The organism is Paenibacillus sp. BGI2013 (genome assembly GCF_002843485.1).
Taxonomy (GTDB): domain Bacteria; phylum Bacillota; class Bacilli; order Paenibacillales; family Paenibacillaceae; genus Paenibacillus; species Paenibacillus amylolyticus.
On sequence record NZ_PJFA01000016.1, the window covers coordinates 65,660 to 90,556 of the forward strand.

19 protein-coding genes are annotated in these 24,897 nt (G+C 47.4%); 14 read left to right on the top strand and 5 right to left on the bottom strand.

What is annotated here, in order from left to right; genetic code table 11:
* The first annotated feature begins 223 nt into the window (after window positions 1–223).
* From CXK86_RS27565 to CXK86_RS27575, 3 genes are all read left to right on the top strand, one after another.
* Window positions 224–688 carry an RrF2 family transcriptional regulator gene (locus tag CXK86_RS27565; protein ID WP_047840338.1) on the top strand — a complete coding sequence of 155 codons (465 nt, stop codon included), beginning with the start codon at window positions 224–226 and terminating at the stop codon, window positions 686–688.
* Window positions 689–703: 15 nt separating this feature from the next.
* A complete protein-coding gene (locus CXK86_RS27570) occupies window positions 704–886 on the top strand; it encodes a hypothetical protein (RefSeq protein WP_047840337.1) in 183 nt (60 codons plus the stop codon).
* A gap of 65 nt (window positions 887–951) precedes the next feature.
* Window positions 952–1,578 (top strand): nitroreductase family protein, encoded by a 627-nt coding sequence (locus tag CXK86_RS27575; RefSeq protein ID WP_036607468.1) that lies wholly within the window; start codon window positions 952–954, stop codon window positions 1,576–1,578.
* A gap of 115 nt (window positions 1,579–1,693) precedes the next feature.
* Here the strand turns inward: CXK86_RS27575 and CXK86_RS27580 are convergent, their stop codons facing one another.
* Together CXK86_RS27580 and CXK86_RS27585 are read right to left on the bottom strand one after the other, a co-directional pair.
* Entirely contained in the window at window positions 1,694–2,377 is a 684-nt protein-coding gene (locus CXK86_RS27580; protein ID WP_076254458.1) for an S-layer homology domain-containing protein, read from the bottom strand.
* A gap of 146 nt (window positions 2,378–2,523) precedes the next feature.
* Window positions 2,524–3,384, bottom strand: a complete 861-nt coding sequence (locus tag CXK86_RS27585) for an AraC family transcriptional regulator (protein WP_180361885.1) — start codon at window positions 3,382–3,384, stop codon at window positions 2,524–2,526.
* 235 nt (window positions 3,385–3,619) lie between these two features.
* Here CXK86_RS27585 and CXK86_RS27590 point away from each other — a divergent pair, with 235 nt between their 5' ends.
* The 7 genes from CXK86_RS27590 (at window position 3,620) to CXK86_RS27620 (ending at window position 12,183) form a co-directional block, all read left to right on the top strand.
* Window positions 3,620–4,675, top strand: coding sequence for a lactonase family protein (locus tag CXK86_RS27590; RefSeq protein WP_101314924.1), 1,056 nt, complete (start codon window positions 3,620–3,622; stop codon window positions 4,673–4,675).
* A gap of 195 nt (window positions 4,676–4,870) precedes the next feature.
* Window positions 4,871–6,238, top strand: a complete 1,368-nt coding sequence (locus tag CXK86_RS27595) for a helix-turn-helix domain-containing protein (RefSeq protein ID WP_101314925.1) — start codon at window positions 4,871–4,873, stop codon at window positions 6,236–6,238.
* 244 nt (window positions 6,239–6,482) lie between these two features.
* On the top strand, window positions 6,483–8,360 hold the full coding sequence (locus CXK86_RS27600) for a rhamnogalacturonan lyase (protein ID WP_101314926.1): 1,878 nt from the start codon (window positions 6,483–6,485) through the stop codon (window positions 8,358–8,360).
* A 480-nt stretch (window positions 8,361–8,840) separates the two neighbouring features.
* Window positions 8,841–9,920, top strand: a complete 1,080-nt coding sequence (locus CXK86_RS27605) for a sulfate ABC transporter substrate-binding protein (RefSeq protein WP_076254465.1) — start codon at window positions 8,841–8,843, stop codon at window positions 9,918–9,920.
* Between the two features lie 87 nt (window positions 9,921–10,007).
* Entirely contained in the window at window positions 10,008–10,844 is an 837-nt protein-coding gene (cysT, locus tag CXK86_RS27610; RefSeq protein WP_017690928.1) for a sulfate ABC transporter permease subunit CysT, read from the top strand.
* 67 nt (window positions 10,845–10,911) lie between these two features.
* A complete protein-coding gene (gene cysW / locus CXK86_RS27615) occupies window positions 10,912–11,787 on the top strand; it encodes a sulfate ABC transporter permease subunit CysW (RefSeq protein WP_076254467.1) in 876 nt (291 codons plus the stop codon).
* Window positions 11,788–11,943: 156 nt separating this feature from the next.
* Window positions 11,944–12,183: a YezD family protein gene (locus CXK86_RS27620; RefSeq protein ID WP_036607453.1), complete on the top strand. Its 240-nt coding sequence runs from the start codon at window positions 11,944–11,946 to the stop codon at window positions 12,181–12,183.
* 90 nt (window positions 12,184–12,273) lie between these two features.
* Here the strand turns inward: CXK86_RS27620 and CXK86_RS27625 are convergent, their stop codons facing one another.
* Window positions 12,274–13,812 carry an extracellular solute-binding protein gene (locus CXK86_RS27625; RefSeq protein ID WP_083685137.1) on the bottom strand — a complete coding sequence of 513 codons (1,539 nt, stop codon included), beginning with the start codon at window positions 13,810–13,812 and terminating at the stop codon, window positions 12,274–12,276.
* A 353-nt stretch (window positions 13,813–14,165) separates the two neighbouring features.
* Complete coding sequence (locus CXK86_RS27630) at window positions 14,166–16,487, bottom strand: helix-turn-helix domain-containing protein (protein ID WP_101314927.1); 2,322 nt, start codon at window positions 16,485–16,487, stop codon at window positions 14,166–14,168.
* A gap of 364 nt (window positions 16,488–16,851) precedes the next feature.
* Between CXK86_RS27630 and CXK86_RS32930 the strand changes: the two genes are divergently transcribed.
* Window positions 16,852–19,563, top strand: a complete 2,712-nt coding sequence (locus tag CXK86_RS32930; RefSeq protein WP_076254533.1) for an S-layer homology domain-containing protein — start codon at window positions 16,852–16,854, stop codon at window positions 19,561–19,563.
* A gap of 977 nt (window positions 19,564–20,540) precedes the next feature.
* Here CXK86_RS32930 and CXK86_RS27640 read toward each other — a convergent pair.
* A complete protein-coding gene (locus CXK86_RS27640; RefSeq protein ID WP_076254473.1) occupies window positions 20,541–21,428 on the bottom strand; it encodes a hypothetical protein in 888 nt (295 codons plus the stop codon).
* 111 nt (window positions 21,429–21,539) lie between these two features.
* Here CXK86_RS27640 and CXK86_RS27645 point away from each other — a divergent pair, with 111 nt between their 5' ends.
* The 3 genes from CXK86_RS27645 to CXK86_RS27655 all read left to right on the top strand — a co-directional run bounded on the left by CXK86_RS27645 (window position 21,540) and on the right by CXK86_RS27655 (window position 24,803).
* Entirely contained in the window at window positions 21,540–21,968 is a 429-nt protein-coding gene (locus CXK86_RS27645) for a GNAT family N-acetyltransferase (protein WP_076254476.1), read from the top strand.
* Window positions 21,969–22,288: 320 nt separating this feature from the next.
* On the top strand, window positions 22,289–22,921 hold the full coding sequence (locus tag CXK86_RS27650; protein WP_076254478.1) for an NAD(P)-dependent oxidoreductase: 633 nt from the start codon (window positions 22,289–22,291) through the stop codon (window positions 22,919–22,921).
* A gap of 202 nt (window positions 22,922–23,123) precedes the next feature.
* Window positions 23,124–24,803, top strand: a complete 1,680-nt coding sequence (locus CXK86_RS27655; protein WP_076254480.1) for a bifunctional ADP-dependent NAD(P)H-hydrate dehydratase/NAD(P)H-hydrate epimerase — start codon at window positions 23,124–23,126, stop codon at window positions 24,801–24,803.
* Window positions 24,804–24,897 lie beyond the last annotated feature (94 nt).

Here is a 24,897-nt window from a genome sequence, read left to right on the forward strand (position 1 = left end):
CGGAAGGCTCACTTTTTTGTTCTTTTTGGATTAAAATGAAGACGGGATGTTCATCCTAGCTTAATTATGTTGATGAGCTGTAAGTATTGGTATAACAGGAAAAATCACGTTTGATCTCCATGCTGGGTGAAAGTTGACAAACATAACTGTTATTCATATAATGACAGTTATACTTACCTTGAGTTGGAGTTCATCGGTGTTGTAAGCCGGGAAGGAGTAAGTTATGAACAGTGAATTTACCATAGCGGTGCATTGTCTTGTTTTTCTGTCGATGAGAGATGAGTGTATGGCCAATAGTGAAGATTTGTCCCAGAGTGTGGGTACACACCCGGCCAGAGTCCGTAAGGTACTTAGTGTTCTGCGCAAGCATGGTTACCTGACGACCAAGGAAGGTGCTCATGGTGGATACTTGCTTAGCCGTCCAAGTGAAGAGATCAAGCTGGGAGAATTGTACAGACTGGTAGCTGGTGGTTCACTCGGTCCCAACTGGTGCTCAGGGGAGTCCGGTTCATCATGCGTGGTATCTTCCAATATGCAGGATGTGATGGGGAACATTTATAATGGTGGCGAAGAGGCGCTCAGCGCTTATTTTGATCGTATATCCATTCAGGATGTGAAAGAACGCATAGGTCATGGGGAAACGTTAAACTTATCGCTGAAGGGATTATCTGCAAAGGAGAAGTCCTGACGGAGTCCACAACGAATGGTCCTCCATGAATATGGTCTTGGTTTAGTCAGGCATGGTGGACAAGTTACGGCATGGGCGTATGCTCCGGTGAAAGATCCATTGATGTTCTCAAGCGATTCCGGGCATAACCTGAACACAGATGAGGAGAGATCGTCTGCGCTGATGTTATTTTCGGAAGGAAAATCCCTGGTAGAGTAAACTTCGAGATCACCTTGCGAAAGTAAAAGAAGTATAAACAAACTAGATTCTGGGGAGTGGAACACATGTCAGGCATTGAAAAAAATGAAACACTTCGCGTTATTAGCGAACGCCATGCTGTCAAAAAGTACGAAAAAGGGTTTGAATTGCCTGAAGCTGATCTCAATGCGATTCTGACAGCAGCTGCGGAAGCACCATCTTCATGGAACCTGCAACACTGGAGATTCCTCGTGATTGAATCCGAAGCAGACAAAGCGAAATTGCTGCCAGTTGCTTACGGTCAAAGTCAGATCGTGGAAAGTTCGGTTACGATTGCTGTTCTTGGAGATTTGGAAGCAAACCGTAACACCGTAATCTACGATCAAGCTGTTGAAGCAGGCGCACTGACTGCTGAGGTTCGTGACGCATTGGTTGGACAGATCAACGGTGCTTACCAAAGCCCGCAAATCGCTCGCGATGAAGCGATCCGCAATGCATCTTTTGCTTCCCAAAATATTATGATTGCTGCACGCTCCCTGGGTTACGATACATGTCCAATCGGTGGATATAATCCACAAAAACTGATGGAAACATTCAACATTCCTGCACGATTTGTGCCAACGTTGTTGATTACAGTAGGTAAAGCTGCACAGCCAGCTCGCCCGTCAGGACGTTTACCGTTGTCTGAGGTAGTTGTTAAAGGTTCTTTCTAAGTTAGAAAGTTAAATCTGATGATTGCATCAGTGATATAGGTATAATACAAACGGCCGCACTTTCCTGTTGAGGGAAGGTGCGGCTGTTTGGCATACTGCTTCCACCAAGGAAGTATTACTTCTCAGGTGTTTCCGGGATTTGTGGTGCATGGAACGATTCCATGTACTCGATTGCGTTATACATCATCACTGCTGCTTCGGCACGAGTAATCGTTTGTTTGGGATTGAAGTTTCCGTCGGCATCCAGTTCATTGATTTTAAGAACGAGTGAACGCTGAATGGCACCTTGATACTCTGGCGTAAGTTCCTTTTCGTCGGTAATGTCCACAGGTTTGATATTAATCATCGGCAGACCGCCTTTGGCCTCGATGCCTTGCATCAGGAACAGTGTGAATTGTTCACGAGTAAGCGGTTTGGACGGATCGATATTCTGTGACATCTGAATGCCATTATATTGTGCGCGGATAAATGCATCACTGTACCATACGCCATCTTTTACAGCAGAGAAGTAGTCACTTGGTACCGGCATTTTGATAAAACGAATCGTGTCCAGATTCAGATTCAGGCCGTCCGCAATCAGTTGAATGCCCTGAGCGGTATTTAACTCTAGTTCAGGTTTGAACAAGCTGTCACTCACACCTTTGATGAATCCATCTTTATGGAGAGATTCGATTTTGTCTGCGCCTGCGATACCTTGAATATCCGTGAATTGGGCCTGCGCAGCGTTGATCGGGCCTGCACTTAGAGACAGCGTGAGCAGAGCTCCCGCAGTTAATGTAGCAAGTATATTTTTTTTCATGATAGGTTCGCCTCACTTTTCCAGGGATGATCCCTTTATATAAAAGTTATTTGCCCCTATAGACGACCCTTCTGTTCAAAAGGTTGCTGCAATTTTCCAACTGAAATTCATAATCATTCAGAAAGGGCTAAGTGAAGGCACTGCCTTTAACCTTTGGATTTATTTCGATAATCCGTGGGTGAACGTCCCATCATTTTGCTGAACAGACGGGAGAAGTAGTACGGGTCCTTGAATCCAAGCTCGGAACTGATCTGCTTCACGGTCCAATCGGTAAAATCCAGATAGCGGCAGGAATGTTGAATCTTAAGCCGTAGGAAATAATCGATGGGTGAATGCCCCGTAGCTTGCTTGAATAACTGAGAGTAATGAGGGACAGACAGCCGCGCGTGAGCCGCCAGTTCCTTGAGGGTGATTCCATTCTCCAGGTGCTCCAGCATATATTGAACGGATTGTTCGGCCGCACGTTTGCTGCTCACGATCCCACCATCTGTTCCTGTCGTCTCCGGTCCATAAGCGAGCATACCAAGCATATAACCGATAATCTGGGAGGCATACGTCATCGTCTGCATGGAGTAACCCGTCTCAAGTGCGCCGTAACATTCATGGAACAGCTCAAGCCATTTTTGAGCCTTGGCCGGTGGCATGGTAGTAATATGATGAGTTAACAAGGGTTCTATGTAGGATAAAGCGTGTTTCCCGCGCAGATGAATCCAGAAGATGCTCCAAGGTTCAGCTACGTTGGCACCATACACATGAGGGACATGTGCAGGTAATATAACAAGGTTTCCCGGGCTGACATCATAAGTCTTGCTGCCATCCATCGTATACCAGCCTGTGCCTTGGGCACAGTACATCAGAATGTGTGATTCACAACCATCGGGACGATCACGGTAATGATGCTCCGCTTCGTGAAAGTAACCGATATCGGTAACATATAATCCGGACGTGACCGGATAAGCTGCGGTTTCTTGCAGCAGGGAGTCCGGAAGCACAATGAGTTTTTGCATACGAAATCCGTCAGATTTACGCTGTAGGGGTGGTCTATTGTTAGGTCTCATACTTTGTATTATGGTGAGAGGCGATAAGGGAGTCAATGACAGATATGAGAGCGCTCACCGGAGGTGTTCTCGATTTAGAAAGCCACGTTACAGGAAGTGAAGCAGTTGCCCGTGAATTGGGTAAGTACATACCAGTGGGAAGAATCAGAACAGTGAATATACAAGATAAGGGAGAGATTTAGATATGGAACCAGTCAAAAAACAGGAAACGCTTTTCTATACAGGTACGTATGCGTCAGCGGATGAACCCGGAATATTCCTATGTGCGTTGAATGCGGATACAGGAGAGATGCGAATCGTCAATCACATGGATGGTGTGGAAAATCCGTCTTATCTGGCGCTAAGCCCGGATGGAAACTGTCTGTATGTGGCGAGTGAGACGGACGAGGGAGAGGTGTTGGTCTATCGGAGAGATGCGGCAACGAGCGAGCTGCACCTGATGGATCGAAAACAGACCAGAGGGGCTTCTCCATGTTATGTGTCTGTCTCCAAGGATGGTCAGTGGGTGTTCTCATCCAACTATAGCAGCGGCAGTGTAAATGTATTCCCGGTTGGCGATCAGGGGACGCTTGGTGAGATGAGTGCATGGGTGGAGCACACGGGAAGTGGAATCAACGAAGAACGCCAGGAAGGGCCGCATGCACACTCCATTCAACCCGATCCGTCCGGGCAGTATGCTATCGTATGTGACCTCGGTCTGGATCAGATCATTGTGTATCGCTTGGAAGAGGGACGTCTGGTTACCCATCGTGAGACGGATCAGCCACCAGGCGCAGGTCCAAGGCATCTTGTGTTTCATCCCAACTCGAAGTGGGCATATGTAATCAACGAATTGGACAACACGGTTACGGCATTCCTGTACGATGAGCGCAGAGGGGAGTTCACTACGGTGCAGCACATTTCCACACTTCCAGATGGGCATAAAGGAGAGGGTACGGCTGCAGACATCCGTGTATCTCCATGTGGACGTTTCCTGTATGCATCCAATCGGGGAGATGACAGCATCGTGCTCTATCATATTGACCAAGAGAGCGGTAAGTTGGAAGCCGTAGAGTGGACGTCCACGATTGGGCAGACACCGCGTAACTTTAATATTTTGCCAGGTGGGATTCTGGTCGTGGCGAATCAGGACAGCAATAACCTCGTAGGTTTCCAGATCAGTGAAGAAGACGGACGTCTGACGCATAACGGATTCAAGCTGGAACTGCCTCGTCCGGTATGTATTGCGCCTGTGGTATAAAATTGGTCTATAAGCTGTGAAATCATGGAGAAACACATGGTTTTACAGCTTTTTTTAGTCTTTTTATGCGATTAACTTGAAAATAGTGGCAATTATAACATTTTTTTATTGACCATTGTTCGAACGTTCATTATGATCAGAATATATAGGGATAAAACCTGAAATCTGGATGTTGCACGAAGGGTGGTGCTTTCCTTGGAACCTGCAAATTCAATTCGGGAGCAATTAACCCAGTTTATCGATAAGAACAGCATGACGCTCTCCCGATTCTCGGAAGTCTCTGGCATTAATACAGGCACAATTAGTCGTATTATACATGGGAATCGTCCCATATCCGTGAGTCAGTTGATTGCGCTATCATCAGGAATGGGCGTGGCAGCGGATCATTTTTTTACCGACTATGTGGAAGAATGTTTTGCTTATTCCGTATCCATGCGGCGGATCAGACCGTTTATTCTCCGAAGTGCGGAGTTGAATCGGCTGGACTGCATTGAACAGATTCTTTATCGGCTACTGGACGACCTGGATTATGCGACAGAACTATTTGAGATGGCTGAACAATTATTTGAACAAAATCAGCGGTCTGCGGCGGCATTGTTATATAAGAGTGTGAGTGAAGTTGAGAAATATCAGCATTCCGAACGGCTTGCGATGTGTCAGTATCGATTGTTTCTAATTGGACAAGGAGAGAACCTGGAGGAAAATCTAAGGTTGGCTATCTTGTTCGAGCCCTATGTTGACCGGTTGGATGAGGGGTACCAACTTGAAGCCTTCAAAGATCTAATCCATGCTTTTGGCTCGGTAAATAAATGGAGCGAAGTTAAAAATTTCGCTGACAAGATGTTACAGTTAGCCAAAATTCAATATAATACAATTAACATTTCGGAACGACAAAATCAGGAGTGGAAACTAACAGTACGGCCACTTTACTTTTATATACTATATGCTTGGTTGATTCAGTCGACGGTATTTGAGGAGCAGGGAGACTATGACAAAGCATTAGAACTTGTGGGGCTTTATGCAAGTGGACAGAGCTGGGTGCGGGAGGACGATGAGGAGTCTCGACGTGTGCTGAAGCAATTCGAAGAATGGGCAACGGCTAATAAGTATCTCTATCAGATGTTATCTGGGGATATAAATGTTGTTAAAAAATATGCAAATTACATCACACAATACCCGGATGAGATATTTTTGGCATTACGTTACATCATCCAGGCAGCGAATAAGTTTAACTGGAATATTGATGATATTTTAGAGCGTTTCTCGGATTACATTCCTTTACGTACATACAAGACAGAATTTGGACAATACAATTCTTCAATGATGGATCAAAATTATGCAAAACTTCTAGGGGAATTGGCGATATACTATTTAAACCACAATCGCGATGTTGCAATAAGTCGAATTTTAGAAGGATTGAACTTCTCTATCCAAAAAAATAATGATCTCAATTTCATTAAATATGTAATGGCTTTTCTTGAAAAAAGCTTTAGTAGTGAAAATTTTGAAGACAAGGAAAAGCTTAAATTACTAATTAATGAAATGCAGCGAATTAATGCTTAATAGAAGTACTTCAGTTCTGAATCTATTTAGCATATTTAGCATTATGATTAAACTGTAATATACTTAACGCAGTCGAAGGAAAAATCCTTTGGCTTTTTTCCTTTACCACCATCCAATTACTAAATTAGACCTATAGATGGAATTATATGTTTAATTTAAAATAATTATATATTAAAGCGCTTACATAAAAGATGGCGCTACAAGGGCATCGGGCTTACCAAACCAATTGGGGAGGCAATTGTTTATGGGAAATCGTTCATCATTGTGGAAGCGCACATTACGTACAGCGGGAGTATCCCTGCTGAGTTCCGCGTTACTGGTTACTTCGCTTGGATTGGGCAACACACCGGTAACACATGCAGCGGGTGCAAGGCAGATGGAGTATCTGGATCGCGGAGTGGTGGCTGTGAAGACAGGTACAGGTGTGTTTATCAGTTGGCGGCTTCTGGGTACGGAAGGTTCAAATGTATCGTTTAACGTCTATCGGGATGGAACCAAGGTGAACGCATCGCCCATAACAAACAGCACCAACCTTCAGGATGCAAGCGGGACGAGCAGTTCCAAATATACGGTTCGCGCTGTCGTCAGTGGAACGGAGCAAGCTGCTTCAGCGGCTGCAAGCGTATGGGGCAATAACTATCTATCTGTACCGCTCAGTGTACCTGCAGGTGGGACAACGCCCGATGGAGTAGCCTACACCTACAGTGCCAACGATGCCAGTGCAGGTGACCTGGATGGTGATGGTGAGTATGAATTGATCGTGAAGTGGGACCCTTCCAACTCCAAGGATAACTCCCAGAGTGGTTATACCGGGGAAGTGTTTATCGATGCCTACAAATTAAACGGAACACGCCTCTGGCGGATTAGTCTGGGCAAAAATATCCGAGCGGGTGCTCACTACACCCAGTTCATGGTGTACGATCTCGACGGTGATGGCAAAGCCGAAGTTGCGATGAAAACAGCCGATGGCACCAAGGATGGCACTGGCGTGGTCATCGGGGATGCAAGCAAGGATTACCGCAATTCTAGCGGTTATGTGTTGTCTGGTCCCGAATTCCTGACGGTTTTCAATGGGCAGACTGGCAAAGCGCTCTCCACGGTGAACTACGAACCGGCGCGTGGCAATGTATCCAGTTGGGGGGATAACTACGGCAATCGGGTGGACCGATTCCTTGCCGCCATTGCTTATCTGGATGGAGAGCGCCCAAGTCTGGTCATGGCGCGTGGGTACTACACCCGCACAGTGCTCGTGGCTTATAACTGGCGGAATGGACAGCTGACCAAACAATGGACATTTGATTCCAATACCTCCGGTAACTCGGGTTATGCCGGGCAGGGCAATCATAATCTGAGTGTGGCGGACGTAGATGGAGATGGGAAAGACGAGATCGTTTATGGTGCCATGGCAGTGGATGACAACGGCAAAGGATTGTACACAACAGGGCTTCATCATGGCGATGCCATGCATCTGAGTGACCTCGACCCGGACCGCCCTGGACTTGAGGTATTTCAGGTTCATGAGACACCGTCCAATGCCGGCGTTGAGTTCCGTGATGCAGGTACAGGCCAGTTAATCTGGGGAGTCAAAACAACAAAGGATATTGGACGTGGCATGGCGGCAGATATCGATCCAAGATATAAAGGCGCTGAAGTATGGGCAGACGGCAGTCTGTACACAGCCAAAGGGCAGAAACTCGGGACAACCTTGCCGTCCTCCACGAATTTTGGCATCTGGTGGGATGGGGATCTGCTCCGTGAACTGCTGGACAGCAACCGAATCGATAAGTGGAACTATGCTAACAGCACAACGATGAACCTGCTCACCGCTTCCGGCGTTTCTTCGAACAACGGTACCAAGTCTACGCCGAATCTGCAGGCCGATCTGTTCGGGGACTGGAGAGAGGAAGTGGTATGGCGGACGAATGACAGTTCAGCACTGCGGATCTATACCACAACAGCAGTTACGGACAAACGCATCTACACGCTGATGCATGATCCAGTGTACCGTCTTGGCGTCGCTTGGCAAAATGTAGCCTACAATCAACCGCCACACACCGGTTTTTATCTGGGAGAAGGCATGAGCACACCACCGGTACCCAATATCCGGTATGCAGGCAGATGAGGAGTGGACAAGGTGTGGCTGTCCAATTCCGTTCATGTTTCAATAGCCAGCGAAGTATGGGATTCGCTGAAGGGAGCAACGGACGCTGGTTCGTTGTTCCTCTTTTTTTACCAATAGCCCAGAAATACGGTAAAAATCGGAAAAAACGTTTGACAGGTATATAGACTGCCTTTATTATACGTATATAACTTACTAAACAGGTAGGAATAATAAAAATGAATTTGTTTTCATTGTGAAAACAGTCATTTTACAGACAGATGCAACCATGCAACCTGAACAGAATAACGTTCTCACCGTATAGACGGAGGAACACCGCAGCGCATCCTTTCCAGATGGAGCATGCACGGCCTTTAAGCCGGCATGACTTTATGGGGAGAAGTGCGCGGGGGTTCCTCCGTCTTCTTGTTTTTTACGGGGCGTTTGATCCTGTTCAGCCGGCCTGAGGTAGTCATGCAGATCTATATCGGGGGAGTGTTATTTATGAAAAAGAGAATTCATAAGGGTATTTTGGTTGGTCTGGCACTGGTATTAACAGGGGTACTGGCAGCATGCGGATCGGATAGCGGCGGGTCCAGTGCAGCAGGAACATCGGGGGGATCGGAAGGCGACACAGAAAAGGCCAAGGCCATCGAGCTGCTGAATGTTTCCTACGATCCAACGCGGGAACTCTATGAGCAATATAACAAAGCGTTTGCGGCGCATTGGTTGAAAGAGAAAGGCCAGGAAGTGACCATCAAGCAGTCCCATGGGGGATCGGGCAAACAGAGTCGTTCTGTTATTGACGGACTGGATGCAGACGTGGTGACGCTGGCATTGGGATACGATATTGATGCGATTGAAGATAAAGGTCTGATTAATGAAAGCTGGCAGGATAAATACGAGCATAACAGCTCTCCGTATACCTCTACGATTGTCTTCCTTGTACGTAAGGGTAATCCAAAGGGCATCAAGGACTGGGATGATCTGATCAAAGGGGATACCCAAGTCATCACCCCAAATCCCAAAACGTCCGGCGGGGCGCGCTGGAACTATCTGGCGGCATGGGGATATGCCCTTAAGCATAATAACAATGATGAAGAGAAGGCGAAGGAATTCGTTGGTGAATTGTTCAAACATGCGCCTGTGCTGGATTCGGGTGCTCGCGGATCTACAACGACGTTTGTTGAACGTGGCATTGGTGATGTGCTGCTTGCCTGGGAGAATGAAGCTTTTTTATCGGTAAAAGAGCTGGGTCCGGACAAATTCGACATTGTCGTGCCTTCGGTTAGTATCTTGGCAGAGCCGCCCGTTGCGATTGTGGACAAAAATGCAGACAAAAAAGGAAGCCGCGACGTGGCGGATGCCTATCTGAAATATTTGTACAGTGAAGAGGGACAGACGATTGCCGCTGAAAATTATTACCGCCCAACGCTGGACAGCGTGGAGGAAAAATTCAAAGATCAGTTCCCGGCACTTGAGCTGTTCACGTTGAAAGATGTATTTGGTACATGGCGGGATACTCAGGCCAAACATTTTAATGACGGTGGTATCTTCGACCAGATCTATGTTCCAGGCAGCTAAGGTTGCTCTGTTCAATGAACACCCGATCAATCGCGCTGTGAGCGGCCAACCAGCCTTACCGGCTGAAGGCAGAGAGGATGAACGTGCATGAGCAAGGTGATGGTGGCGCGGAGACGCACATTGCCGGGATTTGGATTAACGATGGGTTACAGTGTGTTCTACCTGAGCCTGGTTGTACTTATTCCACTGGCTGCGCTGTTATTTAACTCAACAGGGCTGACGTGGGCAACCATGATTGAGGTTGCGACCAATCCCAGGGTGCTGGCTTCCTTCCAGGTCAGCTTCCTGACCGCAGGTGCAGCGGCGCTGATTGATCTCGTGCTGGGGTTACTCCTGGCATGGGTGCTTGTTCGGTATGAATTTCCGGGCAAAAGGTTGTTTGATGCGGTCATTGATCTGCCTTTTGCCTTGCCGACAGCGGTAGCAGGGGTTGCTCTTACGGCGATCTATGCCGGCAATGGCTGGATTGGGCAGTTTGTAGAGCCTTTGGGCATCAAGCTCGCTTATTCACAGGCCGGGATTACGCTGGCGCTGATGTTTATCGGAATTCCGTTTGTAGTTCGCACGGTGCAACCGGTGCTGGAGGAGCTGGAAGCTGAGGTGGAAGAGGCGGCTGCCACACTGGGGGCAGGAAGATGGCGGATATTCCGCACGATTCTGTTGCCAGATCTGATTCCACCGTTGCTGACGGGTTTTGCTCTGGCTTTTGCCCGGGGCATTGGCGAATATGGCTCGGTTGTATTTATCTCAGGCAATATGCCGATGAAAACGGAGATTGCTCCATTGCTGATCATGGCCAAGCTGGAGCAGTTCGATTATGCAGGTGCTACAGCTGTAGCTTTGTTGCTACTTCTGGTTTCTTTCATCCTGCTGCTGATCATTAATTCCTTGCAACGTTGGAGCCGGAAGGCGGGCAGAGCATGACAATGAAGCATGATGGATTAAGGATATTAAAAGACGTCACTCACCCAAAACAAAGGAGGTGTAGCATATGACGGGGTCCGTTCCACTGAGCCCTGTTCCACCCGTAAAGACCGGGCGTGGAACTAACCGTGCAACAACAGAAGCTCCATGGGTCAAATGGTTGTTGATTGGACTGGCAAGCCTGGTACTCATATGGCTGCTTATTTTGCCACTGGCCATTGTGCTCATGGAGGCGTTGAAGCAGGGCTGGGGTGTGTACATTGCGGCTCTTACCGAGCCGGATGCCATGTCTGCACTGAAACTCACGTTATTGGTTGCGGCGATTACCGTGCCGCTGAATACGATATTTGGTGTGGCCGCTGCATGGGTCATTACCAAGTTCCAGTTCAAGGGCAAGGGACTCATGATCACCCTGATTGATCTTCCTTTTTCAATTTCGCCTGTGGTGGGCGGGTTGATCTTTGTATTGGTCTTTGGTTCGAATGGGTGGTTAGGGCCGTGGTTGTCCGAACATGATATTAAAATCATTTTTGCGCTGCCAGGCATTGTCATTGCAACGCTGTTTATTACCTTCCCGTTCGTAGCGAGGGAGTTGATTCCACTAATGGAGGACCAGGGAACCCGGGAAGAGGAAGCGGCGGTTACGCTAGGTGCTTCCGGGTGGCGAATCTTCTGGAGTGTAACCTTGCCCAACATCAAATGGGGACTGCTGTACGGTATTATTCTGTGTAATGCCCGCGCTATGGGCGAGTTCGGAGCCGTATCTGTGGTGTCCGGGCATATCCGCGGGGAGACCAATACGTTACCACTTCATGTCGAGATTTTGTATAACGAATATCAATTCTCGGCTTCATTTGCCGTAGCTTCCCTGCTCCTGATTCTGGCTCTCGCCACGTTGCTACTCAAGAGCTGGCTTGGACACAAAGCCGTTTCAGAAAAGTGATTATGAGAAGAAGAAAATACAGATTGACAGCTACTGGAAGCCCTGCTAATGTATAAACCAAGTATATAGGTTGGATAAGAATGATTTATAAATCCGTTGGATGACAGCGTACTTAGGAATATGGCGGGCAATAGCCCGAGAAGAGGAGGCGGCTCTATGGCTAAGCCGTTAAAAGTGGATGAGGTATGGTTGGACCGAATTGCCGGACAGCTGAATGACATGGAGTTTGGTTCATTGCATATCGTGGTGCACGAAGGTCAGATTGTGCAGATGGAGCGGACCGAACGCAAGCGTTTTGAAAACACGCCCTCAGGCAGCGCCTCCAAATCCGGAAGCACGGCACGAAGCAGTTCAGCCCGTTCACTACGCGGATCAAATGCGAGTGCGAAGGGATAGAGAGTGACGTGAAGGAAGCGAAGATAGGTGCATAAAAACACATGTAAAATCCAGAAACTCATGGGAAATGCATGTTCCAAACCATCCTACCTATTGGGCACGACTTGTCTCCATATGCTCTTTATACCAATGATTCGCTTCGAGCAGTACCTGTTGCCCACCTGCATCCATGAATTCTTCCACAAAGGTATCGAAATACCCCACAGGCTGATCGCCAGTGATGATGGAGATGTACGCTCTGTCTCTCATGCGAATCAATTCAGATGAATATTGAATGAGGGCAGGGGTTGCAACCTCCAGGCGATTATAGATACCATTCTCCGTCAACCCTGCAGATGCAGCCCACTGTTCACGTTTATCCGAGGGTGTACCTGGAACCGTCATCCCGATACTTGAGCCGATCATATTAATATAATTCTCCATTCTGTTGTATGGGTAAAGTAAATGGAACGAGTTTGAATCTTCAACGCTCCAATTCCAGTGTTTTCCTGGAAGGCCATACTCCATTTTGATCTGCTCCTCCGGATCGGGGTTGGCACTTACATAATCGAGTATCTCCAAAATTTTCTCCAGTTTTCCCGGCTCCTTCGCAGCCTCAGCACCTATAGCAATAAAATTCATCAGCAGATTGTTCCCTTTTGAACCGCTATGTCCATCAGGACCAATAACAGGAGAACCAAATACAACCTCTGCAGTTGCGTTCTTCTGTAACAGCTCATTAACATTGAACGAGGCCCCCACTGGAGTTTCTTGGCCATTTTCATTAAGGACACTGTAGTCTCCCTCTTGATTCCAATGATAATAGTTGCCCATCGAGGTCATCCCAATTTTTCCATTAATAAAAGCATGGGATAGATGTTTATAGCCGCCTTTATTTTCGCCGGTTATAAACTCAGGGTCGATAATCCCGTCCCGATACCACTTTTGCATATAAGTCAGGGCTTTTTTCATCTCAGGCTGCAAAGCACCGATCACGAGTTGGTTGTTTTTTTCATTAAAATACAGTTGCTCGGTGAAAACGGACTGTCCAAAAGCGCCAAACACCACATTTAAGCCCTCTCTGGATAGGCCATACGTATCTTGTTTACCATTCCCGTCCGGATCATCTTTGGCAAAAGCATACATAACCGTTTCAAATTCATCTAATGTCTTTGGCACCTCCAGACCAAGCTGCTTAAGCCAGTCCTCTCGGTATACAACAGGGGTTCGATAGATGTTGGTCTGATTAATAGCCGGAATTCCATATAAGCCACCGTTTATTTTTCCATACTCTAAATAACGTGAATCATAATCGCGAATTCGCTGTACGATATTTGGCGCATATTGTTCAAGAACTTCCGGGGGAATTTCCGCTAAGACCCCTTGCATTTGATACTTAAGCAGATCATGCGGTTGTCTGATCCGGAACAGATCGGGTATTTTCCCTTGAGCAAGCTCCAGGTCCAGCAGTTCCTCGTATCGCTTGTTCTCAAGATTCCACACCTCCAGATCGACATCAAACCGATCCTCAATATAGGTAATCATCTCGGCGTCTTCAGGAACAGGGATATTTTGATGCATGGTCCAGGATATCGTATACTGCGGTGCTGTATCCTTCTCAGCGCTTGCTAGATGGTCTTGCTGTTGCACTTGTGCTGTTTCTCTTCCTAAAAAGGTACACCCACTTGTAAATACGATAAGGAGGAGCATTGCGGAATATAGACATAACTTTCTTGAAAGGTTGATGTTCATAGCAGTTCCTTTCCTGATTTCAAATTCTATATAGGTTTAATCAAAGAATATTTACACGGACACTCCGATGACAGAACAACCTTCCGATCGCTGTTATTCCCAGATTTCTTTTGATCCCTTCTCTAAAGGAAGAAATCCGGGAATAGCGTATGCTTCCGAAGTAGCTTTCTTTCAGAAAGCTTTTAGGCGAACGCTTCGCTTCTTCAGGTTCTTTCTGTCCTCTCCGTTTTTGTGTAAATGTTAAATTGATCCTATATAGATCCCTGCTCCATTAGATTGCGCATGAAGTTTTTTGGCGTACAGCCGTGGATTTCTTTGAACTTCTTAATGAAATAAGCAGGGGTTCGGTAACCGACAGTACTTGCGACCTGCTCAACTGTGATTTCACGCTGTGTCATGAGTTCCCGTGCGCGTTCCATTCTCTGATTCGTAACATATTCGGAATAAACAATCCCGGTTTCTTCCTTGAAAAGTTTACTGAGATATTTAGGGCTGATGAATACTTGCTCTGAGACATGATCCAGCGTGAGATCGCCTGATAAGTGCTCGTGAATATAGGCTTTGACAGCCGAGATGGTATCCACACTTCGTACCTCACTTCGCTTCTCCATCTGCATCACAAATTCGGTCACAAGATGAATCATCCATTCTGAATAGCGGTTGATATTGTAGAACAATGAAAATTGCTTGTACATATTCAATGAACTCGCCTCGGTGGGTTGCAGGCGCACCTGATTAATACACTCAGCGTAAATAGATAACGTTTTTAATAAGATGATCCGACTGTATTCGGCTGAATAGGGGCCTTCTTTTATTGTAGCGACCAATTCCTGAATGGCCTGAACTGTGCCGTGCACATCCCGAGCCTGCAATTTCTTTTCAAAGTTTACGAGGTATGACTCCGGAATTTCCAAACTGCTGACTTCTCTGTTCAGAAGATCAAGATCCTGAATGGCAGACTGCTCGGGAAAGAAGTAGCTGTATCGAATCAGGGTATTCGCCTGATGATAGCTTGTGTGAATCTTCGTGAAGTGTTCTACCCATCCGCCTAACGATAGTACAAATTCCAGACCAAATCTGCTGCTCGCCTCAGCGTGAATAAAGTCTACAATGTGATCAGAGAGCGGTTCTTCGGGTTGGTTGGTACAGATGATTACTGCTATTTTGTGATCCTGCAATTCCTCTGCCAGCAGTTGAGTTCCATCCATTTCTGCGATCTCCAGTTGCTGGATCATCGTATACAACGTATGCTGCAACTGTCGTGGCTGCAGATCCTTCCACTTCTCATTGACGGGGTCAATGACAATGCAGCGAAAGCGAGAGTAGGCCATTGAAATGTGAACAGACTGGAGCTGTTCCGTAAGTTCCTCGGGTGTAAATCGGTTATTTAACATATTGAGCATGATACTATGCTTAATCATTCTGTGATTGGCCTGTAAAGTTTCTTCAAGACTATCAACTTTATTGGACAGACTGTTAAACGTTGTATCGATGAACCGATATTCGTCCTGCTTTAAGCTGGTTGGGCTATCCATCCGGCTCTTGATGTTATTCATGATTCGTTTAAGAGGACTATAGTTGGCCCTGGTAAAGATGGACGACATCGCTATTCCAACCGCAACAGCCAATAAACCGAGAAGAACCGAAATCTCCTTCAAGCTATCCAATTTATAATAGAAGCTTTCATTAGGTGTGGTTGTGTAGATTCTCCATGCATTTCCTTTAAATTGATCTTGGGTAACGACATGAGAGTCATAGTTAAATACAGGTGTGAAGCTCTCATCTGAAGAATGAAAGGTGAGCAGCGACTGCGTCAGATTATCCTCCGTGGAGCTACCTATCAACGTTTTGTCCGCGGCAGATATGACGGTTCCGTCCTGATCGATGATTAATGTATTTGCATAGTCAGCAGGGAGCATATTTTTAATGATCTGACTGATCGCTGATTCTTTGATATCAATCGCAATCATGGCCTTACTGTCTTGTCCAGACGATTGAAACGGGTAACTATGGACATAGGAAATTAGAGGACTCATCTTGCCTTGTTCCCGTGATTCGATATAAGCATCCTGAGGCACCATGCGAGTCTTCATCCATAAGGAGCTTTCTGGAGTCTCTTTCATCGCAGTAATCCAATCCGTCGTATGATCCACACTCGAAGGCGTGTCCTCATAGAGCAATAGCCCATATACAGATGAGACGATGAAGTGGTTCTTCGTATCGTACACATGAATAGCTTCAATGAGATCGGAGTAATTTTGCACCATATTTTTGAGGGACTGTTCAATGTCCAGGATTTTGCTATGGTTTCCTTTTAAGCTATCTAGATCGATACTAGCGGCGTTACCGAGTGCCAGGGACAGATAGACCTGATTCACCTTCTGGATAACGGAGCTCTCAATAGTATTGACAGTGCTTTTCAGTGACAGCTGATTATTGATTCGAATCTCTTTGCTGTATTGATGGGAGAAGAAGAGGTATAGAATGGAGCCGAAAAGAAGCGCAATGACAAGAACAACAGCAAGGTAGGAAAGAACCATCTTGGATCTTACAGTTTGAAATGGCTTATGCATTCTTTTTCCCCCTTCATGTCTCTTTTCTAAACAACTTCATCATTATATAGCAGGCCGAGGACTAGAAATCATGTTGATCGAAATTTAACAAACTCCCACTCCATAATTTACTTTTAGTTAATAAAGCGTTTACAAAAGTAGGTATTTTAATTGATAAATGTAGTATCTAACTCCATTTTTCTTGGCATATAAGCTCCAGAACGTACGATTTTGATATAAAACGGAATTTGTTCTATAGATGCGAAACGCTCCCTAATGCTACAGTAACGGCAGATCAGACATCTGTATAGAGTCTTTCTTACTCATTTGCAGATGCAGAAGCAAAAAAATAATTTACCATAACGGGAGCGTGTATTTGCAAGCCATGAGAAAACCACTTAAAAAGTCACTGGCATTACTTCTAATGTTGTCTATGGTAGGTCCGACATTTGCAGAGAAGAGTTTTGCAGCCGATCAGAAGATTCAGTTCTCTGATATTAAGGGACACTGGGCGGAAGCAAATATTCAAGCATGGGGTGATGAAGGATTAATTCGAGGTTACCTGGATCATTCATTTAAACCGAATACGTATATTACAAGAGCAGAATTTATGAATTTGGTAAACGGTGCCTTTGGATATTCCGGACAAGCTAAAATTACCTTTAATGATGTGTCTGAGAGTGCATGGTATTACGAAGCAATTTCTATTGCAAATGCGAATGGATATATAGATGGATACACCGATGGCACAATGAAGCCGCAAGATCCGATCACCCGTCAAGAAGCAGCTAAAGTGATCGCTGGCATTTTGAATCTGGAGTTAAATGAAACAGCAGCGAATGTATTTAGCGATTCATCGTCTATAGCGGCGTGGAGCAAGGGAGCTGTAGGTGGAGCGGCAGCAACGAAAATTATCTCCGGATATGCAGATGGAACCTTCAAACCGCTTAATTCCATTACTCGTGCCGAAGCGGTGTCTGCGCTCGTTAAAGCTGTGGAAACAGATGCTACTACAGCTGCCAAACCAGCTAAGCCAAAAGGAACGGCAACCGTTCTGAATGTTAATCCCCCAGCAGATGAAGCTCGGTTATCCGCCGTGAAGCACGGAGCCAATGCCGGAGACGACACCTTGAAAAATATTGCGGAAACCAATCCGTTTATTGATATTTTAGACGGTTTTGATCAAGTATGGTCCATGAACCTAGCGGATTGGAGAGATGGAACAGCGGCAACTAAAATTGGAGCTGACGGGAAAAATGCAAAGTATGGAGATGGACCGACTCCATATTATGACGGCTTTAAGAATGATCCAACCGTAGCTGTTGCTGATCAGAAAACATATGCAAATGAAGAGATCCGAAACAAAGCAACTTGGGAAGCCAATATCAAATATGTAGAAAAGGTCACGCAAAATCGCACAGGTGAAGAGACATTGGCAGCCTATTATGATGACCAAAGAGATAAGATCTATAGCGTGATGGAGGGCTTTGGTCCGTTGGCTAACACGTATGTAGATATCATCAAGCCAAAGACAAACGTTGAACGAACGGTGGACGAGATGAATGTGGTATTGACCGAAGAAACAGTGGAAGATGAAAGCCAAGGCATTGGAGATTGGGAAGCAAAGACGGAACTTGCAGACTTGGTTCATTTAGTTGATCTGGTTCGATTCAAAATTCCTGCCTCATCTAATCCCTCTAAATATTTCTACTCTTCCCCTAGACCGTGGAGAATGAATTCCAATGGAGAAGTGAAAGAAGTTGTTGACAGCAAAGGACTGCCTGTATGGGAAACCTTGGGCGAAGGTGAGAAAAAAGAAGTACCTTTGGCTTCAGGCGGCACCAAATCAACAGGAGAAAAACATTACCAGCAATACGAAACTAACGTTAAGCTTATTCCTGCGTTAACTTATGTCAAACGAATCGCTGAGGATGGAAGAGGGAAAGATGGTGCATTTCCGAGCGGACATACCAGTGCAGCATACTTATCCGTATTTCCTTTGGCATACGCTACACCAGAACGATTCACTGAATTGTTAACGAGAGCAGCTCAGTTGGGCGAGAATCGAATCGTAACGGGGATGCACTCACCGCTTGATGTTATAGGAGGAAGAATACAATCCACAGCCATGGCTGCATATGCACTTAATCAGGCTGAGAATAAAGATGTGTTAGAGAAAGGTTATAAGAATGCAGGAGAAGTATTTGGAGCTGCAGCCAAGGAAAAAAATATGAGTCTGTATGAGTATGCACATACCGTAACAGAGGATTACACGTTCAAGAGTGCTTACGATGAACACAAATGGGAAGATCATGATGCCAATAAAGCCTTCTATAGAGAAAAGATGACTTACGGTCTGCCACAAACCGGAACCAAAGGTTTGGCTCCAGTTGTACCGCAAGGAGCAGAAGCCCTGTTAGAAACACGTCAACCGTATTTAACAGATGAGCAACGCAGACAAGTATTGTATACAACATCCATTGACTCTGGATATCCTGTACTGGATGAATCCAAGGGCTGGGGTAGAATTGATCTGGTCACGGCTGCGGATGGATACGGTGCATTCTTGAACAATGTAACTGTGGATATGGACGCTTCCAAAGGGCGCTTCAATGCAGAAGACTGGTGGAGAAATGATATCACCGGTAGTGGAATGCTCACGAAAAAGGGAACAGGAAGCCTTACATTGGCAGGGAAAAATAGCTACACTGGCGGAACATTGCTGCAAGCAGGAACGCTGGTAGCTGAATCTGCAACTGCTTTTGGTACAGGTGATCTGTATGTAGAAAATGGAACAGTTGTCGTTGATGTCGACGGAGCACTCAACTTAGATAGAAACTTTACCATGGATAACGGTACGTTGGAATTGGTAGTGACTGACAACAACAGTCAGCTGAATGTTGGCAGAAAGCTCTATATTGATGGAGGAAGTCTCAAACTCGACTTGTCCAACTATAAGATTGAAGGTTCCAAAGATATTACGTTAATCACGGCTAATGGAATTACAGGTGAATTCGACAGTGTAACGGCAGATGGTTATGACGTGACTGTCACGTACGAAAAGGGCCGCGTCATTGCACATGTTGTAGCCAAATAAGTGAAGTAATTATCCATGATATAAAGTGAACTAAAGAATGTCACACATGCCACTTCGATGACAGAATAACCTTCCGATCACTGTTATCCCAGATTCTTTCCTTCTTCAAAGGAAAAAATCCGGGGATAAGCATATGCTTTCGATGGAGCTTTCTTTCCGAAAGGCTTTAGGCGTAGCGAATGCTTTCGAAGTAATTTTCTTACAGAAAACTTGTAGCTTCGCTTCTTCACGTTATTTCTGCCCTCTCCGTTTTTGTGTAGTTATTAAAATTCATTTTATATCGTTCAATTCTTCGCAAGAAAAGATTATAGAAAAGGGCTTAAACTACAATGTAGTTTAAGCCCTTTTTGCGTACAGATACGTTGGATATAGGGGATGTTTTCAACACGTGCTGAAAGCCGAAGTGTATCTGAACGTGTCCGGAGTAGGCAAGCGCTAAATACTGAATGTAAGAGCAAGCAATTAGGACGTCGCAAAAGCGATTTTCCTATTTTCCACTACCAATGAGAATTTTCGCTTCGTACGAGAGAGAAACGAGGTTTCCTCTCAGTCGCGATTGGAACAGAGCATGAACAGGGGTTGAGCGCTAACGAATATGAGGCGTCTTATTCAAGGGTTTGAAGCACCCGCAGAAATCTAAGGAATCTGAGACACGTTATATCGAAATGTACGGCGTTTTAGAGCGTTTTTATCGAGCGATTTTGGGAAATAACGTGTCTGAGGTTCTTTACAATTTTGAAAGAGGCTGTAGAGGTAATATAAGACGTCCTGTGTTCCTTATAAAATCGATAGGCTACTCAATAGGAACAGCCAGACGGGAGCTCGATAAATTTGGGATACTGACATTCATCATCGTATAGCATGCCGAGTAAGGAGACATGACCTGATCGGTGAAAATCCAGCCGAGGGAGGGCCAAGTCTCGTATCATCGATGTGGGTATCTAAGTTTAATCATACGGAAGCGGCTGAATCGTAGGTTATTCGTCGGTGTTGGTACCAGATGTACGACGTGTGTTTCCTTCCATCTCCGTAGAGACTTGCTTCGTTGGTTCCAGATCCGTATGTCCTGCGTAGGGGCGCTCACTTCGAGAGCGTGTCCCAGTCAACCCGAAACCCGAAGTGAATATAATCAGCTGTAATCCAAGGGCGTAGGGCGCAGCAATAGGTCCAATCAGATGGAGCAACGAGCATAGTGCGATCAGCAAGGAGAGCATTTTGGTTACTGTACTTGACCTATCCCGTCGTGGGCTGGCCCAGAGCAGGTAACCATATATTATGGTGATCATTATGGAAGTTGCGCGAATCCATGGCAAGATGCTGTCCCATGAGTCTACATGGACGTCCAACATCCGCTGACGAAATATCAGATCTGTAACTAGAAACCCTGTGGCTGCTAGTGCCAATGGTTCGGCTGCAGGCCGAAGGATGGTCCATACCGCTGTGCCCCAATGATCTGCATGAGTATCCCGGCTGAGTTCATCCGATAATACGGTGCATTCCCGTTCCAGTGCTCTGTGCATCAGTCCAATTCTGGCAGGGTCATGATCCTTAATACAGTCACGGATCTGGTCCTGTAGCTGAGGAGATAGGTAAGATGCAGCTTTGCAGGCTAACATTGCTGTTATCAGATCGTCATGTTCGTGTTCCGATCGTTCATAATTCCGATTTTCCTGGATGGTAAGTTGTCCCAAGAGGGCTGTACTTATGTATAATGTATCTCGTATCCTTCTCATTCGCCTTTCGTGGCTGCGGCGAACTTCAGTGGCAGACCATATGTATATCCCCAGAAGCAAAGCCATGACTCCAAACAGTACAGCCACAGCGCCTGGGCGCGATGTTAGATCTTCAATCCAACGTTGAAACACACTTGTTCCTCCTTTGCACCAACTTCACGTATCATGAAACACGCTTCACGTAAGCTTTCTCTCACTATTACACAGGAAGTAGATGAATTCAAGCAGAAAGGGGCACAATTCATGGATCATGTGAGTATTGAACACACACCACCCGCAGCGGTGGAGTATCTTGCCTTACGGCAGATTGCCGGCCTTAGTGCAATGAGCAGGGAAGGCGCAGAGATTGGATTACGGAATAGCCTGTTTGCCGTATGTCTGCGTGAAGAGGATATGCTGATAGGCATGGGGCGAGTGATTGGAGATGGAGGTTGTTTCTTTCAGGTCGTCGATATTGCTGTACACCCGGATGTTCAGGGAATGGGGTATGGAAAACTGATCATGAGCGAGATTATGAATTATCTGCGTGAAGCAGTACCTGCCCGTGGTTTGGTCAGTCTGCTGGCGGATGTTCCGGCTGATCAACTTTATGCTCAATTTGGATTTGAATACACCAGCCCAAAATCGGAGGGCATGTGGTGGAGGCAGGGAGAAGAAGGACCGACTACCTAGCGGAACGGAAACTGAAATTTTGAGATAAGAATAGACTTATGTCGTATGAAACTATCTTAGTATAGCCGCATTTAGCGGCTTTTTTGCATGATTCGTGTTGAGTGCTAGCGGAGAGAGGGGATACTTAAGAGTGTCGGTGCTTCTTCCGCTAGTTGAAGTAAAGATTATTTTTCTACATATAAGCTGTAAGAGATAGGTTTACAAGTTGTTTACATCCGGTTTAAGATGGCGTGAGCCGTTTAAGGTATATAACAATAGGATTAAGTATTAAAATAACGGTAAGTTGACAAGATGATATCTACAGAAAAGAGGGAATTCATATGAAAGTAGCCATTTTTGGAGCAACCGGAGCGATTGGCAAGATGATACTGTGGGAGCTGATGGATCGTGGGCATGAAGTGACAGCGGTGGTGCGTGACCCTTCGAAGGTTGAGATGGTTCATGAGCGTTTGCGTGTAGAACAGGGAGATCTGCTTAACCCGGATCAGGTGGCTGATTTTGCAGCGGGTCAGGAAGTGGTTGTGAGTGCATATGGACCGAAGTTTGGTGGAGAAGAAGAGATGCTGGAAGTGACACGTTCGTTGATCGAGGGCGTGCGCCGGGCAAAAGCAGGACGTCTGGTTGTAGTTGGTGGAGCGGGAAGCTTGCTAACCGATTCCGGGGATATGCTGATGGATACGCCGGGATTCCCGGAAGAAGTCAAACCACTGGCAAAAGCCCATGCAGAAGCATATGAGCTGATTGAAGCATCAGGTATTCACTGGACCTACATGAGCCCTGCTGCGACAATCACAACAGGACGTCGGACAGGCCAGTTCCGGGTTGGCATGAACCGTGTGATTACGGATGATATCGGGGAAAGCTCGATTTCCGTTGGCGATTTTGCAGCGGCTTTGGTGGATGAACTGGACGATCCGCAATTTATCCAAGCACGGTTTACGGTAGGTTATTAAGCGTAGACAGGCTTTGGAATGGATGATTTAATCTGAAGGTCTCGTACACGGATCGATAGAGTTTTCGATGATGTATCGAGTGGATTGTGGTAACTGGATGAGGTAAGAGGAAAGATAGCGATACACATATAAGATGCAGAGTTTAGGTGCAAAGTTGCTACTTTCAAGTATGAGATGAGCTTGTCACGGGGAGGGATGAACGTTGTTTATCGTAACCGCTGAACAGATGAGAGCTGTGGACGAGTATACCATTCATAAGCTGAGTATTCCTGCTGCCAGTCTAATGGAGAATGCAGGCCGAGCCATTGCTGAGGAAGTCATCAAGCTGTGCCGGGAAGGACAGGCAGAAGGCCGGCTTGTGGATTCAGAGCAGCTTGACTATAGCAGCCAGACCGATGCTAGGCGGGCACACACCGGGCCCGGCGATCGGCAAGGTTATGGTGGCGACATCATCGCCGATCCGGCGCTGGTGATGGAGCGCCCGGGAGATCAGCTGTGGTACATGCTGATCGGCAAGGGCAACAATGGCGGCGATGGGCTGGTGGCCGCGCGCCATTTGGTTGAAGCAGGGCTTGGCGTGACATTGGTCTACGCCGATGCCCCTGATGCACTGCGGGGCGAAGCCGCAGTGAAACGGGATGCCGCCGCGAAGCTTGGCATCCCTGCTCTTGTCCACGGGCGCGAAGCCGTGGACTTCAGCCGGTGCACAGGCATCGTGGATGCGCTGCTGGGCACCGGGTCGCGGGGAGCGCCGCGCGGAGCTTACGCGGCGCTGATTGAGGCGGCGAACGACAGCGGCAAGCCGGTCGTGTCCGCCGATGTGCCAAGCGGGCTGGACGCCGACACCGGAGAGGTGTACAAGCCCTGCATTCAAGCCCGGGTGACCGTATGTCTCGCGCTGCTTAAGCGCGGGCTGGTGCAGTACCCGGGCGCTTCTGCCGCGGGGCGCATTGTGGTGCGCGCCATCGGCATTCCCGCGCGGCTTGCGCCAGAGCATGGCCCCTCGGTCCGTCTGCTGACGGACGAGGTGCTGCGCGGTGCGCTGCGCGTGGATACAGGCCGTCTACGGGCACCGGACGGCCACAAGGGCACCTACGGCCACGTACTGTTGGCCGCAGGAAGTCTGCCGATGAGCGGCGCTGGCCTGCTCTCGGCCAAGGCCGCGCTGCGCGCAGGCTGCGGGCTCGCCACATGGGCGCTGCCCGCGGCACTGTTGCCGCATGTCATCGGCACCGTGCCCGAGCTCATGCTTGCTGCCGCCGCCGATGGCGACAGCGGCGAATGGAACGCGGCTTCCGCCGACGCCGTGCTGCGTCTTGCGGAGAGCCGCGACGTGCTCGCGACCGGCCCAGGCCTTGGCCGCTTCCAGGGCGACACAGACTGGCTGCGCCGTCTGTGGCAACAATCGGATCGTCCGCTCGTCATCGACGCGGACGCCCTCAACATGCTGGCAGACGCTGGCCCACATGGGCCTCGCGACTGGGGCCAGCGAAGTGCGGCGACAATCCTGACGCCGCACCCTGGCGAGATGGGCCGACTGCTGGGCATGTCGACCCAAGAGGTGCAGCGTGACCGCATTGGACACGCTGCAAAATACGCCCGCGAGCAGGGCGTGACCCTTGTGCTCAAAGGAGCACGAACGGTCATCGCAACGCCATCCTGCGAGGCGTACATCAACACCACCGGGCACGCCGGCATGGCGACTGGCGGTGCCGGAGACGTATTGACAGGCATCATCGCCGGTCTGCTTGCCCAGGGGCTCAGCGCGGAGCAAGCCGCCGCGTTCGGCGTATATCTCCACGGACAGGCCGCCGAACGCGCAGCCCTGCTGCGCGGTGACCCATCGTCCTTGCTGGCCGGAGATATCATCGATGCACTGTGAGGATGGGGCAGGTGTGGGACAAACTCTCGGTTTTGGGTTACTGCCTATGACGATTCGTTTTCAAACTGCAAGTGATCCAACGAAGCAGCGCACC

Excerpts from the sequence above, each read along its gene's own strand:
- CXK86_RS27565 (WP_047840338.1), top strand. The coding sequence starts at position 224 with ATGAACAGTGAATTTACCATAGCGGTGCATTGTCTTGTTTTTCTGTCG.
- CXK86_RS27570 (WP_047840337.1), top strand. The coding sequence starts at position 704 with ATGGTCCTCCATGAATATGGTCTTGGTTTAGTCAGGCATGGTGGACAA.
- CXK86_RS27575 (WP_036607468.1), top strand. The coding sequence starts at position 952 with ATGTCAGGCATTGAAAAAAATGAAACACTTCGCGTTATTAGCGAACGC.
- CXK86_RS27580 (WP_076254458.1), bottom strand. The coding sequence starts at position 2,377 with ATGAAAAAAAATATACTTGCTACATTAACTGCGGGAGCTCTGCTCACG.
- CXK86_RS27585 (WP_180361885.1), bottom strand. The coding sequence starts at position 3,384 with ATGCAAAAACTCATTGTGCTTCCGGACTCCCTGCTGCAAGAAACCGCA.
- CXK86_RS27590 (WP_101314924.1), top strand. The coding sequence starts at position 3,620 with ATGGAACCAGTCAAAAAACAGGAAACGCTTTTCTATACAGGTACGTAT.
- CXK86_RS27600 (WP_101314926.1), top strand. The coding sequence starts at position 6,483 with ATGGGAAATCGTTCATCATTGTGGAAGCGCACATTACGTACAGCGGGA.
- CXK86_RS27605 (WP_076254465.1), top strand. The coding sequence starts at position 8,841 with ATGAAAAAGAGAATTCATAAGGGTATTTTGGTTGGTCTGGCACTGGTA.
- cysT (WP_017690928.1), top strand. The coding sequence starts at position 10,008 with ATGAGCAAGGTGATGGTGGCGCGGAGACGCACATTGCCGGGATTTGGA.
- cysW (WP_076254467.1), top strand. The coding sequence starts at position 10,912 with ATGACGGGGTCCGTTCCACTGAGCCCTGTTCCACCCGTAAAGACCGGG.
- CXK86_RS27620 (WP_036607453.1), top strand. The coding sequence starts at position 11,944 with ATGGCTAAGCCGTTAAAAGTGGATGAGGTATGGTTGGACCGAATTGCC.
- CXK86_RS27630 (WP_101314927.1), bottom strand. The coding sequence starts at position 16,487 with ATGCATAAGCCATTTCAAACTGTAAGATCCAAGATGGTTCTTTCCTAC.
- CXK86_RS32930 (WP_076254533.1), top strand. The coding sequence starts at position 16,852 with ATGAGAAAACCACTTAAAAAGTCACTGGCATTACTTCTAATGTTGTCT.
- CXK86_RS27645 (WP_076254476.1), top strand. The coding sequence starts at position 21,540 with ATGGATCATGTGAGTATTGAACACACACCACCCGCAGCGGTGGAGTAT.
- CXK86_RS27650 (WP_076254478.1), top strand. The coding sequence starts at position 22,289 with ATGAAAGTAGCCATTTTTGGAGCAACCGGAGCGATTGGCAAGATGATA.